The following is a 20,226-nucleotide window of genomic DNA, read 5'->3' on the forward strand; positions in this document are numbered from 1 at the left end:
CGCTTTTCGGCCTTAAAACCGGAAGGATGATTGATGGATTCCGTCAGCGACTATTACTCGGCAACGCAGTTGCGCACCGACAGGTGGAGCGCGCTGCGCGAACTTACCGCTTCCATGTCGAAAAAGACGCCGTCCAAAGTGACGGCGGCGGACCGCAAGACCGCGCACGAGCTGTTCGAGGCGCTGTCGGTCATTGAACCCTACTGGGCCTTTCCGGGCATGTCGGCCTTTGACCACATGCGCCGCCAGTTCGATCACAGCAATTTCGAAGACCTTGCCTTTGCGGTGCACCGCGTCACGCGGGCGCTGACCACGGGGGCCTACCGGCGCCGCCATATCCCGCTGGAACGCGACAGCGCCGACAAGGACGAACATGACGACGAGGCGCTGCTGTCGCCCGAAGCACGTGCCATGGCCAAGCCCTATTTCGAGGTGCTGATCGTCGACAATGTGAACGAACAGCAGGAACGCTGGCTGAAGAACAACGTGCACCGGATGCGCCGCACCGAAGACCCGTTCCTGTACGAGGCGGTTGTGGTGCCCAGCCTTGAGGACGCGCTGATCGCGGTGCTGTTCAACCACAATATCCAAGCCATCGTTGTACGCCCCGGCCTCGACCTGAAATCGACCATCGACAATGAAATCCTGCACAGTTTCCTGAACCGTGCCGGTGGCTCGGACGCCATCGACAGCATGCGCCCCGAGGATTACGGCCCCGAACTGTGCCGCCTGATCCAGCGCGTCCGCCCCGAGCTTGACGCCTATCTGGTCACCGACCGCTCGGTCGAGGATATCGCGGGCCTTGATCTGGGTATCTGCCGCCGCGTCTTCTACAACCAAGAAGACTTTATGGAATTGCACCTCAACATCCTGCGGGGTGTCGAGGCGCGCAACAAGACGCCGTTCTTTACCGCACTTGTGGACTATTCCCGACAGCCGACCGGCGTGTTCCATGCCATGCCGATCAGCCGTGGCAAGTCGATCACGCGGTCGCACTGGATTCAGGATATGGGCGCGTTCTACGGCCCCAACATCTTTCTGGCGGAAACCTCGGCCACGTCGGGCGGGCTCGACAGCCTGTTGGAACCGCACGGGCCGATCAAGCGCGCACAGGAACTGGCCAGCCGCGCGTTCGGATCGAAACAGACGTTCTTTGCCACCAACGGCACCTCGACCTGCAACAAGATCGTTGTGCAGGCGGTCGTGCGCCCAGGTGACATCGTGCTGGTGGACCGTGACTGTCACAAGTCGCACCATTACGGCATGGTGCTGGCAGGGGCCGAAGTCTGTTACCTCGACAGCTATCCGCTGAACGAATATTCGATGTATGGCGCGGTGCCGCTGCGCGAGATCAAGCACCGCCTGCTGCAACTGAAAGCGGCGGGCAAGCTGGACCGCGTGCGGATGCTGTTGTTGACCAACTGCACCTTTGACGGGCTGGTCTACAACGTGCAGCGCGTGATGGAAGAATGCCTCGCCATCAAACCCGATCTGGTGTTCCTGTGGGACGAGGCGTGGTTCGCTTTTGCCCGCTTCAACCCGACCTATCGCCAGCGCACCGGTATGCGGACCGCCAACGATCTGCGCAAGCGTCTGCGCACGGACGAACACAAGGCCGCCTATGAGGCGCAGCAGAAAGAGTTGAAGGACGCAGACGAGGAAACGCTGCTCAATACGCGGCTGATCGCGCCACCCAATGCGCGCATCCGCGTCTATGCGACCCAGTCGACCCACAAGACGCTGACATCGCTGCGGCAAGGGTCGATGATCCACGTCAACGATCAGGACTTCAAAGGCGAGGTCGAACAAAGCTTCCACGAAGCCTACATGACCCACACCTCCACCTCGCCCAACTACCAGATCATCGCCTCGCTGGATGTGGGGCGCAGGCAAGTCGAACTGGAAGGGTTCGAATTCGTCCAGCGCCAGATCGAGGCGGCCATGTCGATGCGCCGCGCGATCAGTTCGCACCCGCTGCTCAAGAAGTATTTCAAGGTGCTGACGGCGGGCGACATGATCCCCGAACAGCACCGTCAAAGCGGCGTGACCAGCTATTTCGACGATGAACAGGGCTGGACCGATATGTGGGACTGCTGGCAGCAGGACGATTTCGTGCTGGATGCCACCCGTGTGACCCTTGCCGTGGGCGGCACGGGCTGGGACGGCGACACGTTCAAGAACGCGGTGCTGATGGACAAATACGGCATCCAGATCAACAAGACCTCGCGCAATACCGTGCTGTTCATGACGAATATCGGCACCACGCGGTCTTCGGTCGCCTATCTGATCGAAGTGCTGGTCGAGATCGCCAACGACCTTGACGACCTTCTGGACGACGCCTCCAAGATGGAGCGGATGGCCTTTGACCGCCGCGTCAAGAACCTGACCGAGAACTATCCGCCGCTGCCCGATTTCAGCCGCTTCCACGATACGTTCCGGCCCGACCCCCAATCCCCCGAAGGAGACATCCGAACCGCCTATTACCTGAGCTATGACGAAAAGAATTGCGATTATATGGAACTGGGCGACGACCTTATGGCGGCGCTTGAATCCGGTCAGGAGATCGTTTCAGCCAGCTTCATTATCCCCTACCCGCCCGGATTTCCGATCCTCGTGCCCGGACAGGTGATCAGCAAGGAAATCCTTGCTTTCATGCTGGCCTTGGACGTCAATGAAATTCACGGCTACCGCGCCGATCTGGGCTTGCGGGTGTTCACACCCGAAGCCCTTAGCCCGACCCCGAACGCTAAAATCACCAAGACCGCAGCCGAATAAGGAAGGACACAATTATGGCCACTGTGCTTAAGAACATCTCGGAGATCCGCCGGTTTTTCCACCGGAACGAGGATCCGATCTATTTCATATCGGCGACGAACTTCAACCTTCTGGGCTTGGACGAGTGGGTCAAGAATTTCAAATATATCTGCTATATCGACTGCTATGGCGGCAAGCATCCCAACGTGTTCTGCCCATCGGAACAGCCCCATGCGGAATTCCAGTCGATCGAGGACATCAACAACTATCTGCTGCAACACAAGGAAGTCATCGACTTCATCAAGCGTCGTGGTGGCAAGCCCAAGTTCGTCTTCCTGATGTTTGACGAGGAAACCGAACGTCTGTCCAAGGAACTGGGCGCGGACGTGTGGTTCCCCAAGGCCAAGCTGCGCACCAAGATGGACAACAAGATCGAAACCGTGCGCATCGGCAACAAGGCCGGCGTGCCATCCGTGCCCAACGTGCTGGCCGAGGTCAAAGACTACGACGACCTCAAGGCGACCTGCGAAAAGGCGGGCATCGGCCACGATCTGGTGCTGCAATCGGCCTTTGGCGACAGCGGCCACACGACCTTCTTTATCAAGTCCGAGGCCGATTTCCGCCGTCACGAGCACGAGATCGTCGGTGAGGGCGAGATCAAGATCATGAAGCGGATCGACTGCCGTGGCAGCGCCATCGAGGCCTGCGCCACCAAGGAAGGCACAATTGTTGGTCCGTTGATGACCGAACTGGTCGGGTTCAAGGAACTGACCCCCTATCGCGGAGGCTGGTGTGGCAACGAAATTCTGTCCACCGCCTTTCCGCCCAAGGTGCGCCAGCACGCCCGCGAGTTGACCTTCAAATTCGGGGAACAACTGCGCAAGGAAGGGTATCGCGGCTATTTCGAGCTCGACTTCCTGATCGACAAGAAGACGGGCGATCTGTGGCTGGGTGAGTTGAACCCGCGCATCACGGGCGCGTCGTCGATGACGAACCACGCGGCTTTCGCCCATGCGGATGCGCCATTGTTCCTGTTCCACCTGCTCGAATTCTCGAAAAAGAAATTCGATCTGGACACAAGCGAGCTGAACGACCGCTGGGCCAACCCCGATATGATCGACAGTTGGTCACAAATGGTCATCAAACATACCGAAGACAGTGTGGACATTTGTACCCAAGCCCCCGAAACAGGCATCTACAAGATGCTCGAGGACGGGCGAGTCGTGTTCGACCGTTTCGACTATCACCGCCGCGCCGTGGAATCCGAGAACGAAGCGTTCTTCCTGCGCATCCTCCAGCCGGGTGATTACCGCTATGAGGGTGCCGATATCGGTATTCTTGTGACGCGGGGGCGGTCGATGACCAAGGGCTTCCAACTGAACGAGCGCGCCAAGAAATGGATTCACGGGATCAAAAGCACGGTAGAGGGCAAGGAATTGCCTGTCGCAAACGCTGGACCCGCCTTGGCAGATCCGGCGTTCAAACTGTTGTAAAGGGTGCGCTCCAATGCTTTGGCGCGCGCTGAATGAATATGCACCCGGCCCCAAATGGGCCGGGTTATTTGCTGAATACTGGCCCGACTACAAACGCTGGTGGCTAAAGGAAGGCGACGCGGCGCGTCCGACCTATCTGGAAGGGCGTCGCGCGCTCAAGGAACACATGCCCGAGATCGTGCCGCTGTATGATACGCTGTGCGAGCTTGCAGGCGGTGGCGATCAGGCGGCGCGCTTTTTGTCTTTCTATTGCCCCCCACCCTATCTGTCGGGTTGTTCACAGGCGATCTGGACCGGCGAAGAACCGGTTTTGGTGCGCAATTACGACTATGATTCCAAGGCGTTCGACAGTCTGATCCTGTCCACCGGCTGGCAGGGGCGCCGCGTGATCGGCACCTCGGACGGGCTGTGGGGGCTGGTCGATGGCATGAACGACGCGGGGCTGGCGATCTCGCTCACCTTTGGCGGGCGGCGTGTGGTGGGCACCGGTTTTGGCGTGCCGCTGATCCTGCGCTATATCCTGCAAACCTGCGAAACCGCCAAAGAGGCGGGCGCGGCACTGGCCCGCCTGCCCACCCACATGAGCTATAACGTCACCGTGCTGGACGCCAACCGCCAGTATCTGACGGCGATGATGTCGCCCGACCGCGAGGCGGTGATTACCCGCGCCGCCGTGGCCACGAACCATCAGGAAAACGTCGAATGGGTCAGCCATGCGCGTTTCACCGCCACGGTCGAGCGCGAGCGGTACCTGCTGCACCGTCTGGCCCTGCACCGCGACCCCGAAGAGAAATTCATCAACGCCTTCCTGCGTCCGCCGCTCTATTCGACGGCGTTCAAGGTCGGCTTTGGCACGCTTTACACCGCTGTGTACCGCCCGCGTCTGGGGCAGATGGAAACCCGCTGGCCCGGCACGGTCTGGTCGCAATCCTTTGATCTGTTCCACGAAGGCGGACGGCACGTCCAGATCCCCGGCGCCGCATAAGAAAGCCCCCCATGTCCCATATATTTCCCCGCCATACCAAGCAGTTACCCCCTGTCGCCGTGCGCGGGTCGGGCTGTTATCTCTATGATGCGAGTGGCAAGGCCTATCTGGATGCGTCGGGCGGCGCGGCGGTGTCCTGCCTTGGCCACGGGGATCAGACGATCATCGACGCGGTGAAGGCGCAGCTTGACGCGCTGGCTTATGCGCATACCGGATTTCTGACCTCGGAACCAGCAGAGACGCTGGCCGATCTGCTGATCGCCCATGCGCCCGGTGATCTGGACCGCGTCTATCTGGTGTCGGGCGGGTCCGAGGCGATGGAGGCGGCGCTGAAGCTTGCCCGCCAGTATTTCGTTGAAAAGGGCGAGCCCAAGCGGGGCCGCCTGATTGCGCGCAAGCAAAGCTATCACGGCAACACAATGGGCGCGCTATCGGCGGGCGGCAACGCATGGCGGCGGGCGCAGTTCGGCCCCCTGTTGATCGACATGAGCCATATCGACCCCTGCTATGAATACCGCCTCAAGCGCGACGACGAGACGCCCGAGGCATACGGGCTGCGCGCCGCCAACCTGCTGGAAGTGGAACTGCTGCGCGTCGGCCCCGAAAACGTCATGGCTTTTGCCGCTGAACCGGTGGTGGGCGCGACGGCGGGCGCGCTGGCCCCTGCCCCGGGCTATTTCAAGCGTATCCGCGAGATTTGCGACCAATACGGCATCCTGCTGATCCTAGACGAGGTGATGTGCGGCATGGGGCGTACGGGGTCCCTGTTTGCCTGCGAACAGGACGGTGTCGCGCCGGATATCCTGTGCATCGCCAAGGGTTTGGGCGCGGGCTACCAACCCATTGGCGCGATGCTGTGCAGCCGCCAGATTTACGAAACGATCCAGAACGGCAGCGGCTTTTTCCAGCACGGCCACACCTATCTGGGCCATCCTGTTGCCGCTGCCGCGGGGGTCGCGGTGGTGAATGCGATGCTGGATCGCGACTTGATCCCGCGTGTGCAACAGATCGGCGGGGTGTTGAAAACCGCGCTGCAAACCGAATTCGGCCAGCATCCGCATGTGGGCGATATTCGCGGGCGCGGCCTGTTCCTTGGGCTGGAACTGGTGGCCGATCGCGACAGCAAAGCGCCGTTCGATCCGTCCCGCAAGATCGCCGCGACGATCAAAAAGGCCGCGTTCGAGGCGGGGATGATCTGCTATCCGATGAGCGGGACAATCGACGGGCAACGCGGCGATCACGTGCTGCTGGCCCCGCCCTTTATCCTGTCCGATGCGCAGGTGGACGAGCTGGTGCAAAAACTTTCCGGCGCGATCAAGACGGCCCTCGCCAGCTAAGGCGTTGGCCGCGCTTGTCGGTCCAAAGGCTGCACACCTGTAACACCGGCGACCAGAAGCCATTGCGCATCGCCCTTTTGTGCCGCCAAAGGCGGGGCGACGTCCGCTCTGCCGCGAAGCGCAGGGCGTCAGCCGCGTCCTGTGAACAGCCGGTGATGAACAACGCGCCGTCCAGCCGTGCGCAGTCGAACCCCGCCCGCGGCACCGTCACACTGTCGTAGGGCGCCAGCAGCAAGGTGCCACGGCGCGCGGTGTTGACGATCTGCCGCTCTAACCGCTCCAGCAGGTCATCCTCGCGCAGAGGACGGTAGAAATAGATCAGGTCATAACGGTCGTAGCCGTCAAAGCGCAGCGCGTCGGCATGGATGATTTCACTGTCCACCGCGCCAAGTGAGGCCATCGTCGCACGTGCGGCGCGCACATAGTCGGAATCGTATTCCAGCCCGTCCGCCGCCCCGACATAGCGGCGCGCGGCACACACTTTGGTGCCCCCGCCGCAACCCACATCCAGAAACCGCGCACTGCCTGCCCGTTGCAGAACCGTCAGCACGCGATAGGCCGCGTCCATCAGCGCATCGAATTGGCGCAACGGGATTGGAATATCGGCAAAGCATCCGTGATCCTTGGCCGTGTCGGTTTGCGGATTGGGATTGGCCAGCCGGTGCAGCGCGTTATAAGTCCAGTCCACCAGATCGCCCGCAGGCGCTGGCGGAGGGCATCGGATCAGATCGCGGCGCGGGGGATCAACGTGGCGCGTCACAATCCTCGCCACAGCGTCCCACTGGCCCATCCTTTCGGACAGCGCGTCCGAGGTGTCCTTGATCCTGCGCAGCCGCTGGCGGGCGGCGCGGTCGGCCTTGTTGCACGAGTGGGCGGCGTGACGATGCAGGCTCCGGTTCAGCCGCGACAAGGTCCGGCGATGCGCATCAATCTGCCCCCACAATTGGCGCAGCGTCGCGCCGTCGCGCTGTTGGACGGGCTGCGCGACCTGCGCGGCCAAAGCCTGCACAAGGGGCGTGAGTTCCGCGTCTATGGCGTGCAGTTGTTCCAGATCTTTATCGGGCATCTCGGCAAAATATATTCGGGTCAAAAAGGGTCGGTTTTGAAATCAACAGGCGCAAAGGCCGCGCCATGGTCGTCTGAATGTCCCAAAGCCTAGCGGCGCTTGCCCGTTCAGGCCACAAAAATCCCCCACGCCGCAAAACCCGCGCCTTTAAACAAAGCGCCGGAACCAATCACCCCTCCGCGCGTTCGCCTAAGATCGGTGCAGATACGCGCCCGCCCCGCCCTTTCATCCAACCGCGACAACATTGCTATCGACACGGGAACAGCCGGCTGCGATAGCGCGTCTTTCTTCCCCGTTTTTCCGGAGTGTCCGCCCGTGCTGCTGAGTGTCAAAGCCTGCCTTGTCTATTCTGCGCCCGCGCCCTGCGATGCGCTGATCCAGATCGAACCGACCACCGAGGCCGGCCAGCGCTGTGACGACCCGCGCCTGTTGCTGCTGTCCGGCACCACCGTGCGAGAGCTTGAGGGCGACGACACGATAGGTACCCGCCGCTGGGTGTCGGTGCAGAACAGGCTGGATTGCATCTACGAGGCGCAAATCGAGGTGCACCGACAAGCTGCCGACCTCAGCGCGCTTGAGGCGACGCCGCGGGACCAGTTGCCAGGTGCGGTGATCCCCTATCTCATGCCGTCGCGCTATTGCCAGTCCGACCTGTTTCTGGATTTCACCGGCACGCAGTTCGGGGACAAAACCGGCGGAGAACTGGTGCAGGCGATGAATGACTGGGTGGCGTCGAATTTCACCTATGACATCTATGCCAGCAACGCAGGCACCACTGCCACCGACAGCTTTTCCGCGCAGCGGGGCGTATGCCGCGACTATGCCCATGTGCTGATCGCGCTGGCGCGGGCCAAGGGCATTCCGGCGCGGTTCGTCAGCGCCTATGCACCCAACGTCGATCCGCAGGATTTCCATGCGGTGGTCGAGGTCTATCTTGAGGGCGACTGGCACCTGATGGACGCGACCGGCATGGCGCAGGCCGACGATATCGTGCGCATTTGCGTGGGCCGTGATGCGGCCGATGCGTCCTTCCTCACCTCTTACGGGGCGCTGAACCTGCAAGAGCAAACAGTCGAGGTCACGAAGCTGCGCGATTGACAGGCAACGGCGCGGACGCTGCGTAAATTCGCGTGCCGTGCGGCGCAAAACCGCGTTGCGCAATATTGTATAGTTAAGGTTTCCCGACTAGAGCTTTCGGCGCAGCGCACCCTTGCTGTGTGGATGTCGTGGAACCGAAATGACCTATTGCGTTGGCCTTTACCTGAACCGTGGCCTTGTTTTCATGTCCGACACGCGTACCAACGCGGGCGTCGACAACTTCTCGACCACGAAAAAGATGTTTTCGTGGGAAGTCGAAGGCGAACGCGCGATCACCATCATGACAGCGGGCAACCTTGCCACCACGCAGGCGGTGATCAGCATTCTGGAAGAGCGTACAAAGGTGCCGACCGAACGCGCGCCGTCGATCCTTGAACTGCCCACCATGTTCGAAGTGGCCCGCCTTGTCGGTGCGACCCTGAAACAGGTGATCGAAGGCGGCGGCGAATACGGCCAATCCGCCACCTCTGCCTTCAAGGCATCGGTCATTGTGGGTGGCCAGATCAAGGGCGGCAAGCCGACGCTGTTTCTGGTCTATCCCGAAGGCAACTTTATCGAGGTGACCGAGGACGCGCCGTTTTTCCAGATTGGTGAGACGAAATACGGCAAGCCGATCATCGTGCGCGCCTATGACGCCGACATGAGCTTTGAGGACGCGGTGAAACTGCTGATGGTGTCCTTTGATTCCACGATCAAGGCGAACCTATCGGTGGGATTACCGCTGGATCTGCAGCTTTACGATGTGGATAGCTTCAAGCTGGATACGCAACCGCGCGTGACCAAGGATGACGCTTATTTCCAGTCGATCAGCGCCAGTTGGGGGGATGCGTTGCGCAATGCGCTGATGCACCTGCCAAGCTACAAGCGCCCCTGACCCAACGGGCCCGTTAGTCGACGATGGCGACATCCACGGCTTGGGTATTCTTCTGCCCGCCGGAGGATCGCAAATGCCCGCGTACGGGCGACACATCGGAATAGTCGCGCCCATACCCGACCACGATGTGGTCAGTACCCACCAGCGTGGCGTTTGTCGGGTCGTATTCGATCCATCCCTGCGCCGGACCGCACCATGCCTGCACCCATGCGTGCATCGCATCCGCCCCTTCCAGCTTGACCCCGCCAGGCGGTGGCAGCGTGCGAAGATAGCCACTGACATATCCGACCGGAATGCCCAAGGCGCGCAGGGCAAGGATCATGATATGGGAAAAGTCCTGACAGACGCCGCGCCGCTGTTTGAAGGCGTCCGCCGCATCGGTGTCTACCGTGGTCGCCGTCGCGTCGAATGTCATCGCATCATGCAGCGCCTTGCCGATGCGGATCACATTCGCGGCGGTGCTGGCCTGCGCATCGTACAGGTCAAAGGCAAAGCTGCGGATCGCGTCATTGTCCGGCAGGCGCGGGCTTGGCCCCAGAAAATGTAGCGGTGAGGCTGGTCCCAGATCGCTGAGCCCGTCGCAGGCCGCACGCACCTGCGCCACATCGGGCGATACGTCCTGCCAGTCGGTGGGCGGTGCCATCTGCACCTGACAGGACAGGCTGATCGCCATTTCGGAATGCGGCTCGCGATGGGCGCAGACATGGGTGGCGTTGCCGAAAAAGTCCACAGATTCCGACCGCGATTCCGCTGGCGGAGAAATGTCGAGCAGATGCGCCTTGAGCGTTTGCCGCCCCGCAAGGTTACGCGGTTGCACGCGGATCAAATGGCGGCTGTTGGCGGCAGGTTGATCGTAGAAATGCGCGATCTTCAGGCGGATGGAATAGATCATCGCCTAGGCCAGATGATAGGTGTTGAGCGTGTCGGACAAGGTCCAGATGCCACGCTTGAATTCGTTCAGCACCTCGGGCGTTATATCGTCCGGTCCGGCAGTGGCCAGTTGCGTCTCAAGCAGCAGCACCTGCCGTGCGACCTGACTCATGTGGTGGCCTTCGTGTTTGTTGGGCAGGTTGGCGATGTGGTCCTTGGAACGGGTAATGTGATAGCGGACCGAACGCGGATTGCTCGGGTCCAGCGCCAGCAGGTCGATGACAGAGGCGGCGTTGGTCGCGATGCGAAACCGCGTGCGGTGCGACACCACGCTGTCGGCAACCTCAAGCGCGAGGTCCAGCGCGCCGCTGGCGGGGTCCGCCTCAAGACAGGCAGCGAGCAAATCACACATATTGGCCGCGCGTTCGAGCGATATCCCGATGCTCAGGAACCGCCAGCCGTCGGATCGGTACATGTTTTCGTGCACCAGACCGGCAAAGCCGCTGACCTGATGCAAAAGCCAGCTGATCTGGACGGGAATATCCTCAAGCGCGACGGGCCTGCCATCAAGTTCCTTTACATCCGCCACCAGCCCGCGCAGCGCCATCATACCATCTGGTGAAAAGCGGTCTGAGATGCGCGTGGCCGATTGCAGCGCCAGCGCCAGCGGATCGCCAAAGCGCGCGGCAAGCGCGGCAGCATCCGGCGCGGCATCGCCCATCAGCGCGGTGCGGATAAAGGTGGGCATCGTGTCGCTGTGATCGGCCCCATCGCAGATGCGGGCGAAATAGGCACGGAACAGCCGCATGGATTGTTCAGCCCGATCCACATAGCGCCCCAGCCAGAACAGGTTGTCCGCCGCACGGCTGGGCAAAAGCGCATGGGTCAGGCTGCTGGTGACAGACGTGCGCGACACCGCAAGCAGGCTGAGGGGTTCAACCTGTTTCTGGCTTTTGACCCAGACATCGGCCACCTTGCCGCCTTGCTGCATCGCCAGCGCCTTAGCGTCATCGCCCGCGCTGATCCGCGCATAGCCCCCCGGCATCACGGTCCAGCCGTCCTGCGTGCGCCCCATGGAAATGCGGATACACATGGGCCGCGCCACCAGTTGCCCCTCTTCCCAGACAGGGGTGGTGGATAGCGTCACCGCCTCTTGCCCGACAAGGCGATGACCGCCCGTTTGCAACAGATCGGCCAGTTCGCGGGCACGCGGCCCTGCGCCCAAGGGGCCAAAGGCGGTGGTCGATCGGTCGGCCATCAGTGGCACAGTGGAAAACGCATCGCCCACCACCATGCGGTCGCTGTTGGCGATGACATGGTCGCGCTGACTGTCCTGCCCGCACCACCACGTGGCGATGTTGGGCAGGGCAAGACCGCGGCCCAGATGGGTGCGGGCAATCTTGGGGTAGAACGCCATCAGCGCACGGGTTTCCAGCACCCCTGCCCCGACCATGTTCACCGTCTTCAGCGCGCCGCTGCGGATCGCCTCGACCAGTCCCGCCGCGCCCAGCATGGATGACGCATCCAGTTCCAGCGGGTCGAACATCGAACTTGGCAGGCGGTTCCACAGCAGGCCCACAGGTTTCAGCCCCGCCACGGTGCGCACCTGCGCCTTGCCGTCCTGCACGATCAGGTCTTCGCCCTCGACCAGCAGCAGGCCCAGATAGCGCGCCATATAGGAATGTTCGGCAAAGTTCTGGTTCATCGGCCCGGGCGACAGCAGTGCCACCTCGCCCTGCGTGCGCCCCTTGATGTCGATCAACCGTTGCTGGAATTCCTGAAAATAGCCCGCCAACCGGTGGATATTCGCGCCGGAAAAGAAGTTGGGAAAGACGCGGCTCATCGAGATGCGGTTCTCGATGGCGAAACCGGCGGTTGATGGCGCTTCGATCAGATCGCTGATGACCCACCATTTGCCATCCGGCCCGCGCCCGATCTCGAAGGACACAGTGTTAAGTAACGGGGCCTCGCGGTCCCCAACCCCGACCATCGGGCGCAGCCACGCGGGGTTCTGGCTCAGCAGTTTGGCGGGCAACTGGCCCGATGCCACAAGGCTGTTGTCGCCGTAAAAGTCGCGCAGCACATATTCCAGCAGGTCCGCCCGTTCGATCAGCCCATCCGAGATGACCTGCCATTCCTCTTCATCAAGGATCACGGGGATGTGGCTAAGGGGCCATTCCCGCTCAGTCGACACCGTCTCGTCATATTGGCGGAACAGGACACCCGCATCGCGCAAATGTTGATCCCCACGGGCAAAGCGCGCGTTCAGCTCTTCGGGCGACAGGGCGCTGAGGTGTTCGAAGAACGGCGCCCAGACCGGTTTGATCGTGCCATCGGGCAACAGCATTTCGTCGTTTTGCGCGCCGCCACGGGCGATATAGGCGTCAAGAAGACGCTGCGCGTTCGCCGCATCGGCGCTGCTGCTGTCCTGTGCTGTCTGCATCCGTCAGAGCCCTGCCCTGCGCCGCAAGTCCAGCGTCATCGGGAATTCGGGATGCGTGCGTTCGGGGGGCGGCACATGGGTGCCGGTGCTGTGGCCCATTTTCTCGAACCGGCTCAGGCGGCGCGCCTCGGCCTCGTTACCGTTCACGGGGAAGGTATCAAAGTTGCGCCCGCCCGGATGGGCAACGTGATAGCGGCAGCCGCCAAGGGATTTGCCGGTCCATGTGTCAAAGATGTCAAAGGTCAGTGGCGCGTCCACCTCAAGCACCGGATGCAGCGACATCGCCGGTTTCCATGCCTTGAAGCGTACCCCGCCCACCTTCACGCCCGCATTGGCCGTCGGGGTCAGCGGCACGCTGCGCCCGTTCGCAGTGACGGTGTAGCGGTCGGGATTGGCCCCCGACAGCGCCACCTGCAACCGTTCCGAGGAACTGTCGGTATAGCGTACCGTACCGCCAATCGCGCCGGTTTCGCCCATGACATGCCACGGCTCAAGCGCTTGGCGCAGTTCCAGCGTGATCCCTTCATAGGCAACCTCGCCACAGAACGGGAAGCGGAACTCGGACTGGGCGGCGAACCATGCAGGGTCAAAGACCATGTCATGCGCGCGCAGATCGGCGAGCACCTCCTCGAAGTCCTCCCACACAAAGGCGGGCAGCATGAAACGGTCGTGCAGCGTGGTGCCCCAGCGGACCAGATTGCCGCTGATCGGTTCTTCCCAACAGCGGGCTATGATGGCGCGCAGCAGCAGTTGTTGCGCAAGGCTCATCCGCGGGTTGGGCGGCATTTCAAAGCCGCGGAATTCCACAAGGCCCAGACGCCCCGTCGGCCCGTCGGGCGAGAACAGCTTGTCGATGCAGATTTCAGTGCGGTGGGTGTTGCCCGTCACGTCGATCAGCGCATTGCGCAGCAGCCGGTCGGTCAGCCATGGCGGCGGCGGGGCAGTGCCATCACCTGGGGGCCAGATCTGGTCCAGCGCGATTTCCAGCTCGTACAGCGTGTCATGGCGCGCCTCGTCGATGCGCGGCGCTTGCGAGGTCGGCCCGACAAAAGTGCCCGCGAACAGGTAGGAAAGGCTCGGGTGGCGCTGCCAGAACAGGATCAGGCTTTTGAGCAGATCGGGGCGGCGCAGGAACGGGCTGTCGTTAGGGGTCGCGCCCCCGACCACCACGTGATTGCCCCCGCCTGTGCCAGTGTGACGACCGTCGATCATGAACTTGTCGGTGCCAAGACGGCACTGGCGCGCCTCTTCATAGACGGCTTGGGTGGTGTTCACGCAATCCTGCCACGTGGCGGCGGGGTGGATGTTCACCTCGATCACGCCGGGATCGGGGGCGATGCGCATCACTTCGATGCGCGGATCGGACGGCGGCGCATAGCCTTCGATCAGCACCTTCCGCCCTGTTGAGGTGGCGGCGGCCTCGACGGCGGCGATGAGGTCAAGGTAGTCTTCCAGCGTTTCGACCGGCGGCATGAACACGCACAGACGCCCGTCGCGGGGTTCGACGGAAATGGCGGTGCGCACGCGCCCGCTGAGGTCGCCAAGGGTCTGTTCAACCACCTCTTGCTGGCCCGACCTGTCCTGACTGCGCTGTGCCACGGGCTGGTCCGGCAAGGCGGGTTCGGCCTCGGCCTCGGGCGGCTTGGCGTCCGGCAACGGGCCCCGCGGTTCGGTCGGATCCTGCGGCACGATAAAGGGAAAGCTGCTTTCGGGTATATGCGGTAGGGTGCCAAGCGGCAGGCGGTAGCCAACGGGGCTGTCGCCCGCGACCAGATAGACCTTGCCGCGCCGCAATTGCCAGACTTCGGACATCCAGCGGCTGGAGGCGCGCGCCTGCCAGCGTTGCACGGGCAGGACATAGCCTGCGGGCGTGGTCAGGCCGCGTTCGAACACCCGCGCAATCCGCGCGCGTTCTTCGGGATCGGCCAGTTTGGAGTTTTCCGGCGTCACATTGGCGGGCAGATTGCCTTCCTTAATGATCCACTCAGCGGGGTCTTCATAGGCGGGCAGCACGTTCTGCGTGGGTACGTCCAGATGGGCAGCGATGGCCGACAGCAACGCCTGTGCATCGTCGGGGCCAACATCCTCTTGGGTGTCCTCGCGGGCCAGAAGGTCGGGATTGTGCCAGATCGGCTGACCGTCCTTGCGCCAGTACAGCGAGAAGGTCCAGCGCGGCAATGTCTCGCCCGGATACCACTTGCCCTGCCCGTAGCGCAGCAGCCCGCCGGTCGAGAATTTGCCCTGCAAGCGGCGCATCAGATCATCCGCCAGCCCGCGCTTGGTGGGGCCGACGGCGTCGGAATTCCACTCTGCACTTTCGAAATCGTCAATCGACACAAAGGTCGGCTCGCCCCCCATGGTCAGGCGCACATCGCCCGCCTCAAGCCGCTTGTCCACCGCATGGCCAAGGGAGTTCAGCGCATCCCATGCGTCATCCGAGAACGGCTTGGTTATGCGCGGATGCTCGGCGGTGCGTGTCACCTGCATGTCGAACGAGAATTCCACATCCGCCACGCTGGCCACACCGGAAATCGGTGCGGCATGACGGTAATGCGGGGTGGCGGCCAGCGGAATATGGCTTTCCCCTGCCAACAGGCCCGAGGTCGGGTCCAGCCCGACCCAGCCCGCACCGGGCAAATAAACCTCGACCCACGCGTGCAGATCGGTGAAATCCTTGTCGGTGCCCGCAGGGCCATCCAGCGCCACAAGGTCGGGTTTCAACTGGATCAGATAGCCCGACACAAACCGCGCCGCGATGCCGAGGTTGCGCAGCACCTGCACCAGCAGCCAACTGGAATCGCGGCACGATCCGGCGGCGCGGCCCAAGGTCTGCTCGGCCGTTTGCACACCGGGTTCCATGCGGATTTCATAGTTGATCTCGTTCGACAGGCGCATGTTCAACCCCACAAGGAAGTCGATTGTCACCGTGGGCGTGCGCGAGATGGAGTGCAAAAACGCCTCAAGCAGCGGGCCCACAGGATCGCGGTTGAGGTAAATGCTCAGATCCGGCGCGATGTCGTCGTCGTACTGGAACGGGAAATCCTTGGCGCTGTCCTCGACGAAAAAGTCGAACGGGTTGTAGACCGACATATCGGCCACCAGATCCACCTCGATCTTGAACTCGCGCACCGGCTCGGGGAACACAAAACGCGCCAGCCAGTTGCCGTAAGGGTCTTGCTGGTGGTTCACAAAATGCCCCGCGGGCGAGACTTTGAGGCTGTGCGAAATCACCCGTGTGCGCGAATGCGGCGCAGGGCGCAGGCGGATCGACTGCGGCCCCAACGTGACCGGACGGTCATATTTGTAATGGGTCAGGTGATAGATACTGGCGGTAATCGACATAAAGGGTCTCCTTCCCCTCACAATGAGGGGGGCGCTGCGTCGCAGCAACCTCCAAATTCCGGCGCGGCCCGTTTTCGGCGGTGATCTGTGCCGTGGCGGCGCAGGCAAACAGGGTTCTGCCCAAGGGGCGGGCCGTGGCCGTCACCAAGCGGCGCTTTTTTGGGCGCACGGGGTGACTGACCGATGGTTTGGATACCACGGGGGCCGAGATAATTCGGAACCAATGACAGGCGGGGCGGTTTGTTTGCCAGCCCTGAACTTCAGCCAAAGGACTTCCCCCCGTGCAGACAAACCTGACCATAAACGGCACCCGCCATGATCTGGACCTTGATCCACGCACCACGCTGCTGGACACATTGCGCCACCATCTGGGACTGACAGGCAGCAAAAAGGGCTGCGATCACGGCCAATGCGGGGCCTGTACGGTGATGGTAAACGGGCGGCGCATCAATTCCTGCCTCACGCTGGTCTGCATGCATGACGGGGACGAGGTGACAACCATCGAAGGTGTCGGCCAGCCTGACAACCTGAGCCCCCTGCAAGCTGCCTTTGTGGAAGAGGACGGGTTCCAGTGTGGCTATTGCACCCCCGGCCAGATTTGTTCGGCCACTGCTATGCTTGAAGAAATTTCGAACGGGTGGCCCAGCCATGTGACTGACGATCTGACAGCCGTGGCTGAGATGACGGACGAAGAAATTTCCGAACGGATGAGCGGGAACCTCTGCCGCTGTTCGGCCTATCCCAACATCGTCGCGGCGATCCGCAAGGCAGCGGGGAAAAGCGCATGAGGGCCTTTGACTATACCCGCGCCGACAGCAGCGTTGACGCCGCGCGCCACGCCTCAAACGGGGGGACGTTCATTGCAGGCGGCACCAACCTTCTGGACCTGATGAAGCTTGAGGTGATGACACCCGACAGTCTGGTGGACATCAACCGGCTGGACCTGAACAAGATCGAAGAGACCGAAGATGGCGGGCTGCGCATTGGCGCGCTTGTTACGAACAGTGATCTGGCGAATGACACGCGGGTACGGGAAAGCTGGCCTGTCCTCAGCCGCGCCTTGCTGGCCGGTGCCAGCGGGCAGTTGCGCAACAAGGCGACCACCGGTGGTAACCTGCTGCAACGCACGCGCTGCCTCTATTTCTACGACCGCGCCGCCGCGTGCAACAAACGCAACCCCGGATCGGGCTGCGCCGCGCGCGACGGATTCAACCGCATCCTTGCCGTGCTGGGCACATCCGAACACTGCATCGCCACCCATCCCAGCGACATGGCTGTGGCCATGCGTGCCCTTGGGGCCGAGGTCGAGACGCTAAAGCAAGACGACTGTACCCGCCGCCTGACACTGGATGAACTGTACCTGTTGCCCGGGGATCGCCCCGACCGCGAGACTGTGCTGGAAGATGGCGAGTTGATCACCGCCGTTGTCCTACCCGCCCCTGTCGCGGGGCGGCAGACCTATCGCAAGGTGCGGGATCGTGCCTCTTACGCGTTTGCGCTCGTGTCGGTGGCAGGCATCGTCGAGGTGACGGACGGGCGCATTGCCCGCGCCGATCTGGCCTTTGGCGGTTTGGCCCCGAAACCGTGGCGCGATGCGCGCGTTGAAGAGTTGTTGGTGGGCGAAGTTCCCGACGAGGCGCTGTTCAACAAGGCCGCTGACCTGCTGCTCTCCGATGCGCAGGGCTTTGGCGACAACGATTTCAAAATCCCCCTCACCCGCCGCACGCTGGTGTCGGTGCTGACGGAACTGACGCAAGAGGTGCGCACATGACCGAACGTTTCAAGATGGACGCCCCCGCCACCGCACGCCGGTTGGATGACATGCACCAAGGTCTGGTAGGCGCGCCACTGGACCGGCCAGAAGGACCGTTAAAGGTCACCGGCACCGCGACATACGCCAACGAATGGCACGTTGAGGGCATGGTGCATGGTGTCATGGTGCGCGCACCGGGCAATAGCGGGCGCGCCGTTTTGTCCAACCGCGACGAAGTGGCAGGCATGGCGGGCGTTCTGGCCGTGATCCAGGACGACCGCCTGCTGCGCAATCCCGCCCAAGGCACCGCGAACGCCGCCCCGATCCAGACAGCGGACAAGATCGCCTATACCGGCCAGTTGATCGCCGTCGTTGTCGCAGAAAGCTTTGAACAGGCGCGCCATGCGGCACAATCGCTGCGCGTCGTGCTTGAGGGCGGCGAGGAAGTGCCGGTGGACCCCGCCACCGCGGCTGTCGAGCCGCAAGAGGACGAAGCGGTCGACATGGGCGACCTTGACGCCGCGATGCGCAATGCGCCCTACAGCGTCGATGTCACCTATACCACGCCGTCCCATTCCAGTTCCGCCATGGAACCGCATGCCAGTATCGCGTCGTGGGAGGGCGACAATCTGACCCTGCGCGGCAGCTACCAGATGCTGAAATACAACCGCAACGAACTGGCCGACGCGCTTGGAATCCACCCCGACACCATCCGCATTATCTCTCCTTATGTGGGTGGCGGGTTCGGGGCCAAGCTGGGCCTGTCGCCCGAAGCGGTCGCCGCCGCCATCGCCGCGAAGGAACTCGGGCGGCCTGTGTCGGTCGCGCTGCAACGCCCGCAGGTCTACGAGGCGACGATGCGGCGGTCCGAAACCTCGCAACGGGTGCGCCTTGCCGCCGATGCCGATGGACGGCTAAGCGGGCTGGGCCATGACGCGCGCGTCTCGAACTTGCCCGGCGAAGCATTTGCCGAACCTGTCTTGCAGGCCACCCATTTCCTCTACGCCGGTGAAAACCGCAAAATGTCGCTGGAACTGGCGCGCTTGCACCGCATGTGCGCCGGATCGGTGCGCGCTCCGGGTGAAGCGGTGGGCGTCACCGTTCTGGAAAACGCAATGGACGAGTTGGCCCATGAAATCGGCATGGATCCGGTGGAACTGCGCCGCCGCAACATCCCCGAAACCGACCCCGAAAGCGGCAAGGATTATTCATCCCGTCGGTTCCGCGAGGCATTGGATAGCGGGGCGGAGGCCTTTGGCTGGAAAGACCGCCCCGCCGTCAGGGAACGGCGCGAAGGCGAATGGCTGATCGGCTATGGCATGGCCTCGGCTGCGCGGGTGAACATCCTGATGGAAAGCGAGGCGCGGGTGACCCTGTTGCCCGAGGGCAAGGTGCGGGTCGAAACGGATATGACCGACATCGGCACCGGCACCTATGCGATCCTTGGCCAGATCGCAGGCGATATGCTGGGCCTGCCCCACGACGCGATCGAGGTTGTGCTGGGCGACACCACCCTGCCCGCAGGCGCGGGATCGGGTGGGTCGTGGGGGGCTGCGTCCAGCGGTACCTCGGTCTACCTTGCGTGCGAGGCGATCCGCCGCCAGCTGGCCGACCGTCTAGGCACGAGCGAGGCGGATATAACCCTGCAAGACGGGCGCGCCACCTTCGACAACCAGACCAAGGCGCTGTCCGACATTCTGCAAGGCGACGAGATCGCCAAGGTCGGCCATGTGGTACCGGGCGAGACGTCCAAAGCTGTGCGGCAGGCCACGTTCGGGGCCTATTTCGCTGAGGTCGCGGTGCACGCCGCGTCGGGTGAAACCCGCGTGCGCCGGATGCACGGCAGCTTTGCCGCGGGGCGCATCCTGAACGCCAAGACGGCGCGCTCGCAATGTCTGGGCGGGATGACCTTTGGCATCGGCATCGCCTTGACCGAAGAGATGGCCTTTGACCCGCGGGACGGGCATGTGACGAACCATAATCTAGCCGAATACCATATCCCTGTGAACGCGGATGTGCCGCAATTGACGGTCGAGTTGCTGGAAGAACGCGACGACTGGGCCAACCCCTTGCAGGCCAAAGGGATCGGCGAGTTGGGCATTTGCGGCGCGGCGGCGGCGATCACCAACGCGATCTTCAACGCGACTGGCGTGCGGGTGCGCGACTACCCTGCGACGCTGGACAAGGTGATTGCCGGGATGTGAGACGCGT

Annotated in this window: 13 protein-coding genes; 9 read left to right on the forward strand and 4 right to left on the reverse strand. The window is 62.5% G+C overall.

Annotated elements, in window-relative coordinates; all coding sequences use genetic code 11:
• Positions 1-33: 33 nt before the first annotated feature.
• Genes AC6GQJ_RS04380 through AC6GQJ_RS04395 form a run of 4 tightly spaced genes read left to right on the forward strand, consistent with a single transcriptional unit; the run spans position 34 to position 6,569 of the window.
• Entirely contained in the window at positions 34-2,775 is a 2,742-nt protein-coding gene (locus AC6GQJ_RS04380; protein WP_500772143.1) for an ornithine decarboxylase, read from the forward strand.
• Positions 2,776-2,786: 11 nt separating this feature from the next.
• Positions 2,787-4,247, forward strand: a complete 1,461-nt coding sequence (locus AC6GQJ_RS04385) for a biotin carboxylase (RefSeq protein WP_500773811.1) — start codon at positions 2,787-2,789, stop codon at positions 4,245-4,247.
• A 13-nt stretch (positions 4,248-4,260) separates the two neighbouring features.
• Complete coding sequence (locus AC6GQJ_RS04390) at positions 4,261-5,232, forward strand: C45 family autoproteolytic acyltransferase/hydrolase (protein ID WP_500772145.1); 972 nt, start codon at positions 4,261-4,263, stop codon at positions 5,230-5,232.
• Positions 5,233-5,243: 11 nt separating this feature from the next.
• On the forward strand, positions 5,244-6,569 hold the full coding sequence (locus AC6GQJ_RS04395; protein ID WP_500772147.1) for an aspartate aminotransferase family protein: 1,326 nt from the start codon (positions 5,244-5,246) through the stop codon (positions 6,567-6,569).
• Here the strand turns inward: AC6GQJ_RS04395 and AC6GQJ_RS04400 are convergent.
• Positions 6,547-7,659: a class I SAM-dependent methyltransferase gene (locus tag AC6GQJ_RS04400; RefSeq protein ID WP_500772148.1), complete on the reverse strand. Its 1,113-nt coding sequence runs from the start codon at positions 7,657-7,659 to the stop codon at positions 6,547-6,549. The genes AC6GQJ_RS04395 and AC6GQJ_RS04400 overlap by 23 nt on opposite strands.
• Before the next feature lie 291 nt (positions 7,660-7,950).
• Between AC6GQJ_RS04400 and AC6GQJ_RS04405 the strand changes: the two genes are divergently transcribed.
• Positions 7,951-8,733 carry a transglutaminase-like domain-containing protein gene (locus tag AC6GQJ_RS04405; RefSeq protein WP_500772150.1) on the forward strand — a complete coding sequence of 261 codons (783 nt, stop codon included), beginning with the start codon at positions 7,951-7,953 and terminating at the stop codon, positions 8,731-8,733.
• Between the two features lie 139 nt (positions 8,734-8,872).
• Positions 8,873-9,607 (forward strand): proteasome-type protease, encoded by a 735-nt coding sequence (locus AC6GQJ_RS04410; RefSeq protein ID WP_500772152.1) that lies wholly within the window; start codon positions 8,873-8,875, stop codon positions 9,605-9,607.
• A 13-nt stretch (positions 9,608-9,620) separates the two neighbouring features.
• Here the strand turns inward: AC6GQJ_RS04410 and AC6GQJ_RS04415 are convergent, their stop codons facing one another.
• From AC6GQJ_RS04415 to AC6GQJ_RS04425, 3 genes are read right to left on the reverse strand one after another with little or no spacing between them, the layout of a single operon-like run.
• Positions 9,621-10,499, reverse strand: coding sequence for a transglutaminase family protein (locus AC6GQJ_RS04415; protein ID WP_500772154.1), 879 nt, complete (start codon positions 10,497-10,499; stop codon positions 9,621-9,623).
• Between the two features lie 3 nt (positions 10,500-10,502).
• A complete protein-coding gene (locus AC6GQJ_RS04420; RefSeq protein WP_500772156.1) occupies positions 10,503-12,920 on the reverse strand; it encodes a circularly permuted type 2 ATP-grasp protein in 2,418 nt (805 codons plus the stop codon).
• Between the two features lie 3 nt (positions 12,921-12,923).
• Positions 12,924-16,262, reverse strand: a complete 3,339-nt coding sequence (locus AC6GQJ_RS04425) for a transglutaminase family protein (RefSeq protein ID WP_500772158.1) — start codon at positions 16,260-16,262, stop codon at positions 12,924-12,926.
• A 281-nt stretch (positions 16,263-16,543) separates the two neighbouring features.
• On the opposite strand from AC6GQJ_RS04425, the gene AC6GQJ_RS04430 reads away from it, so the two are divergent.
• Genes AC6GQJ_RS04430 through AC6GQJ_RS04440 form a run of 3 tightly spaced genes read left to right on the forward strand, consistent with a single transcriptional unit; the run spans position 16,544 to position 20,219 of the window.
• On the forward strand, positions 16,544-17,050 hold the full coding sequence (locus AC6GQJ_RS04430) for a 2Fe-2S iron-sulfur cluster-binding protein (protein ID WP_500772160.1): 507 nt from the start codon (positions 16,544-16,546) through the stop codon (positions 17,048-17,050).
• Entirely contained in the window at positions 17,047-18,033 is a 987-nt protein-coding gene (locus tag AC6GQJ_RS04435; RefSeq protein WP_500772162.1) for an FAD binding domain-containing protein, read from the forward strand. The genes AC6GQJ_RS04430 and AC6GQJ_RS04435 overlap by 4 nt, the downstream gene beginning before the upstream one ends.
• Positions 18,030-20,219, forward strand: a complete 2,190-nt coding sequence (locus tag AC6GQJ_RS04440; protein WP_500772164.1) for a xanthine dehydrogenase family protein molybdopterin-binding subunit — start codon at positions 18,030-18,032, stop codon at positions 20,217-20,219. The genes AC6GQJ_RS04435 and AC6GQJ_RS04440 overlap by 4 nt, the downstream gene beginning before the upstream one ends.
• The last annotated feature ends 7 nt before the right edge of the window (positions 20,220-20,226 follow it).

The sequence above is a fragment of the Tateyamaria sp. 7Alg 36 genome, from assembly GCF_059882455.1.

What these genes read in the sequence shown, in the direction of transcription:
- AC6GQJ_RS04410 (WP_500772152.1), top strand. Translation starts at nt 8,873, where the DNA reads ATGACCTATTGCGTTGGCCTTTACCTGAACCGTGGCCTTGTTTTCATG.
- AC6GQJ_RS04425 (WP_500772158.1), bottom strand. Translation starts at nt 16,262, where the DNA reads ATGTCGATTACCGCCAGTATCTATCACCTGACCCATTACAAATATGAC.
- AC6GQJ_RS04380 (WP_500772143.1), top strand. Translation starts at nt 34, where the DNA reads ATGGATTCCGTCAGCGACTATTACTCGGCAACGCAGTTGCGCACCGAC.
- AC6GQJ_RS04395 (WP_500772147.1), top strand. Translation starts at nt 5,244, where the DNA reads ATGTCCCATATATTTCCCCGCCATACCAAGCAGTTACCCCCTGTCGCC.
- AC6GQJ_RS04415 (WP_500772154.1), bottom strand. Translation starts at nt 10,499, where the DNA reads ATGATCTATTCCATCCGCCTGAAGATCGCGCATTTCTACGATCAACCT.
- AC6GQJ_RS04435 (WP_500772162.1), top strand. Translation starts at nt 17,047, where the DNA reads ATGAGGGCCTTTGACTATACCCGCGCCGACAGCAGCGTTGACGCCGCG.
- AC6GQJ_RS04440 (WP_500772164.1), top strand. Translation starts at nt 18,030, where the DNA reads ATGACCGAACGTTTCAAGATGGACGCCCCCGCCACCGCACGCCGGTTG.
- AC6GQJ_RS04390 (WP_500772145.1), top strand. Translation starts at nt 4,261, where the DNA reads ATGCTTTGGCGCGCGCTGAATGAATATGCACCCGGCCCCAAATGGGCC.
- AC6GQJ_RS04420 (WP_500772156.1), bottom strand. Translation starts at nt 12,920, where the DNA reads ATGCAGACAGCACAGGACAGCAGCAGCGCCGATGCGGCGAACGCGCAG.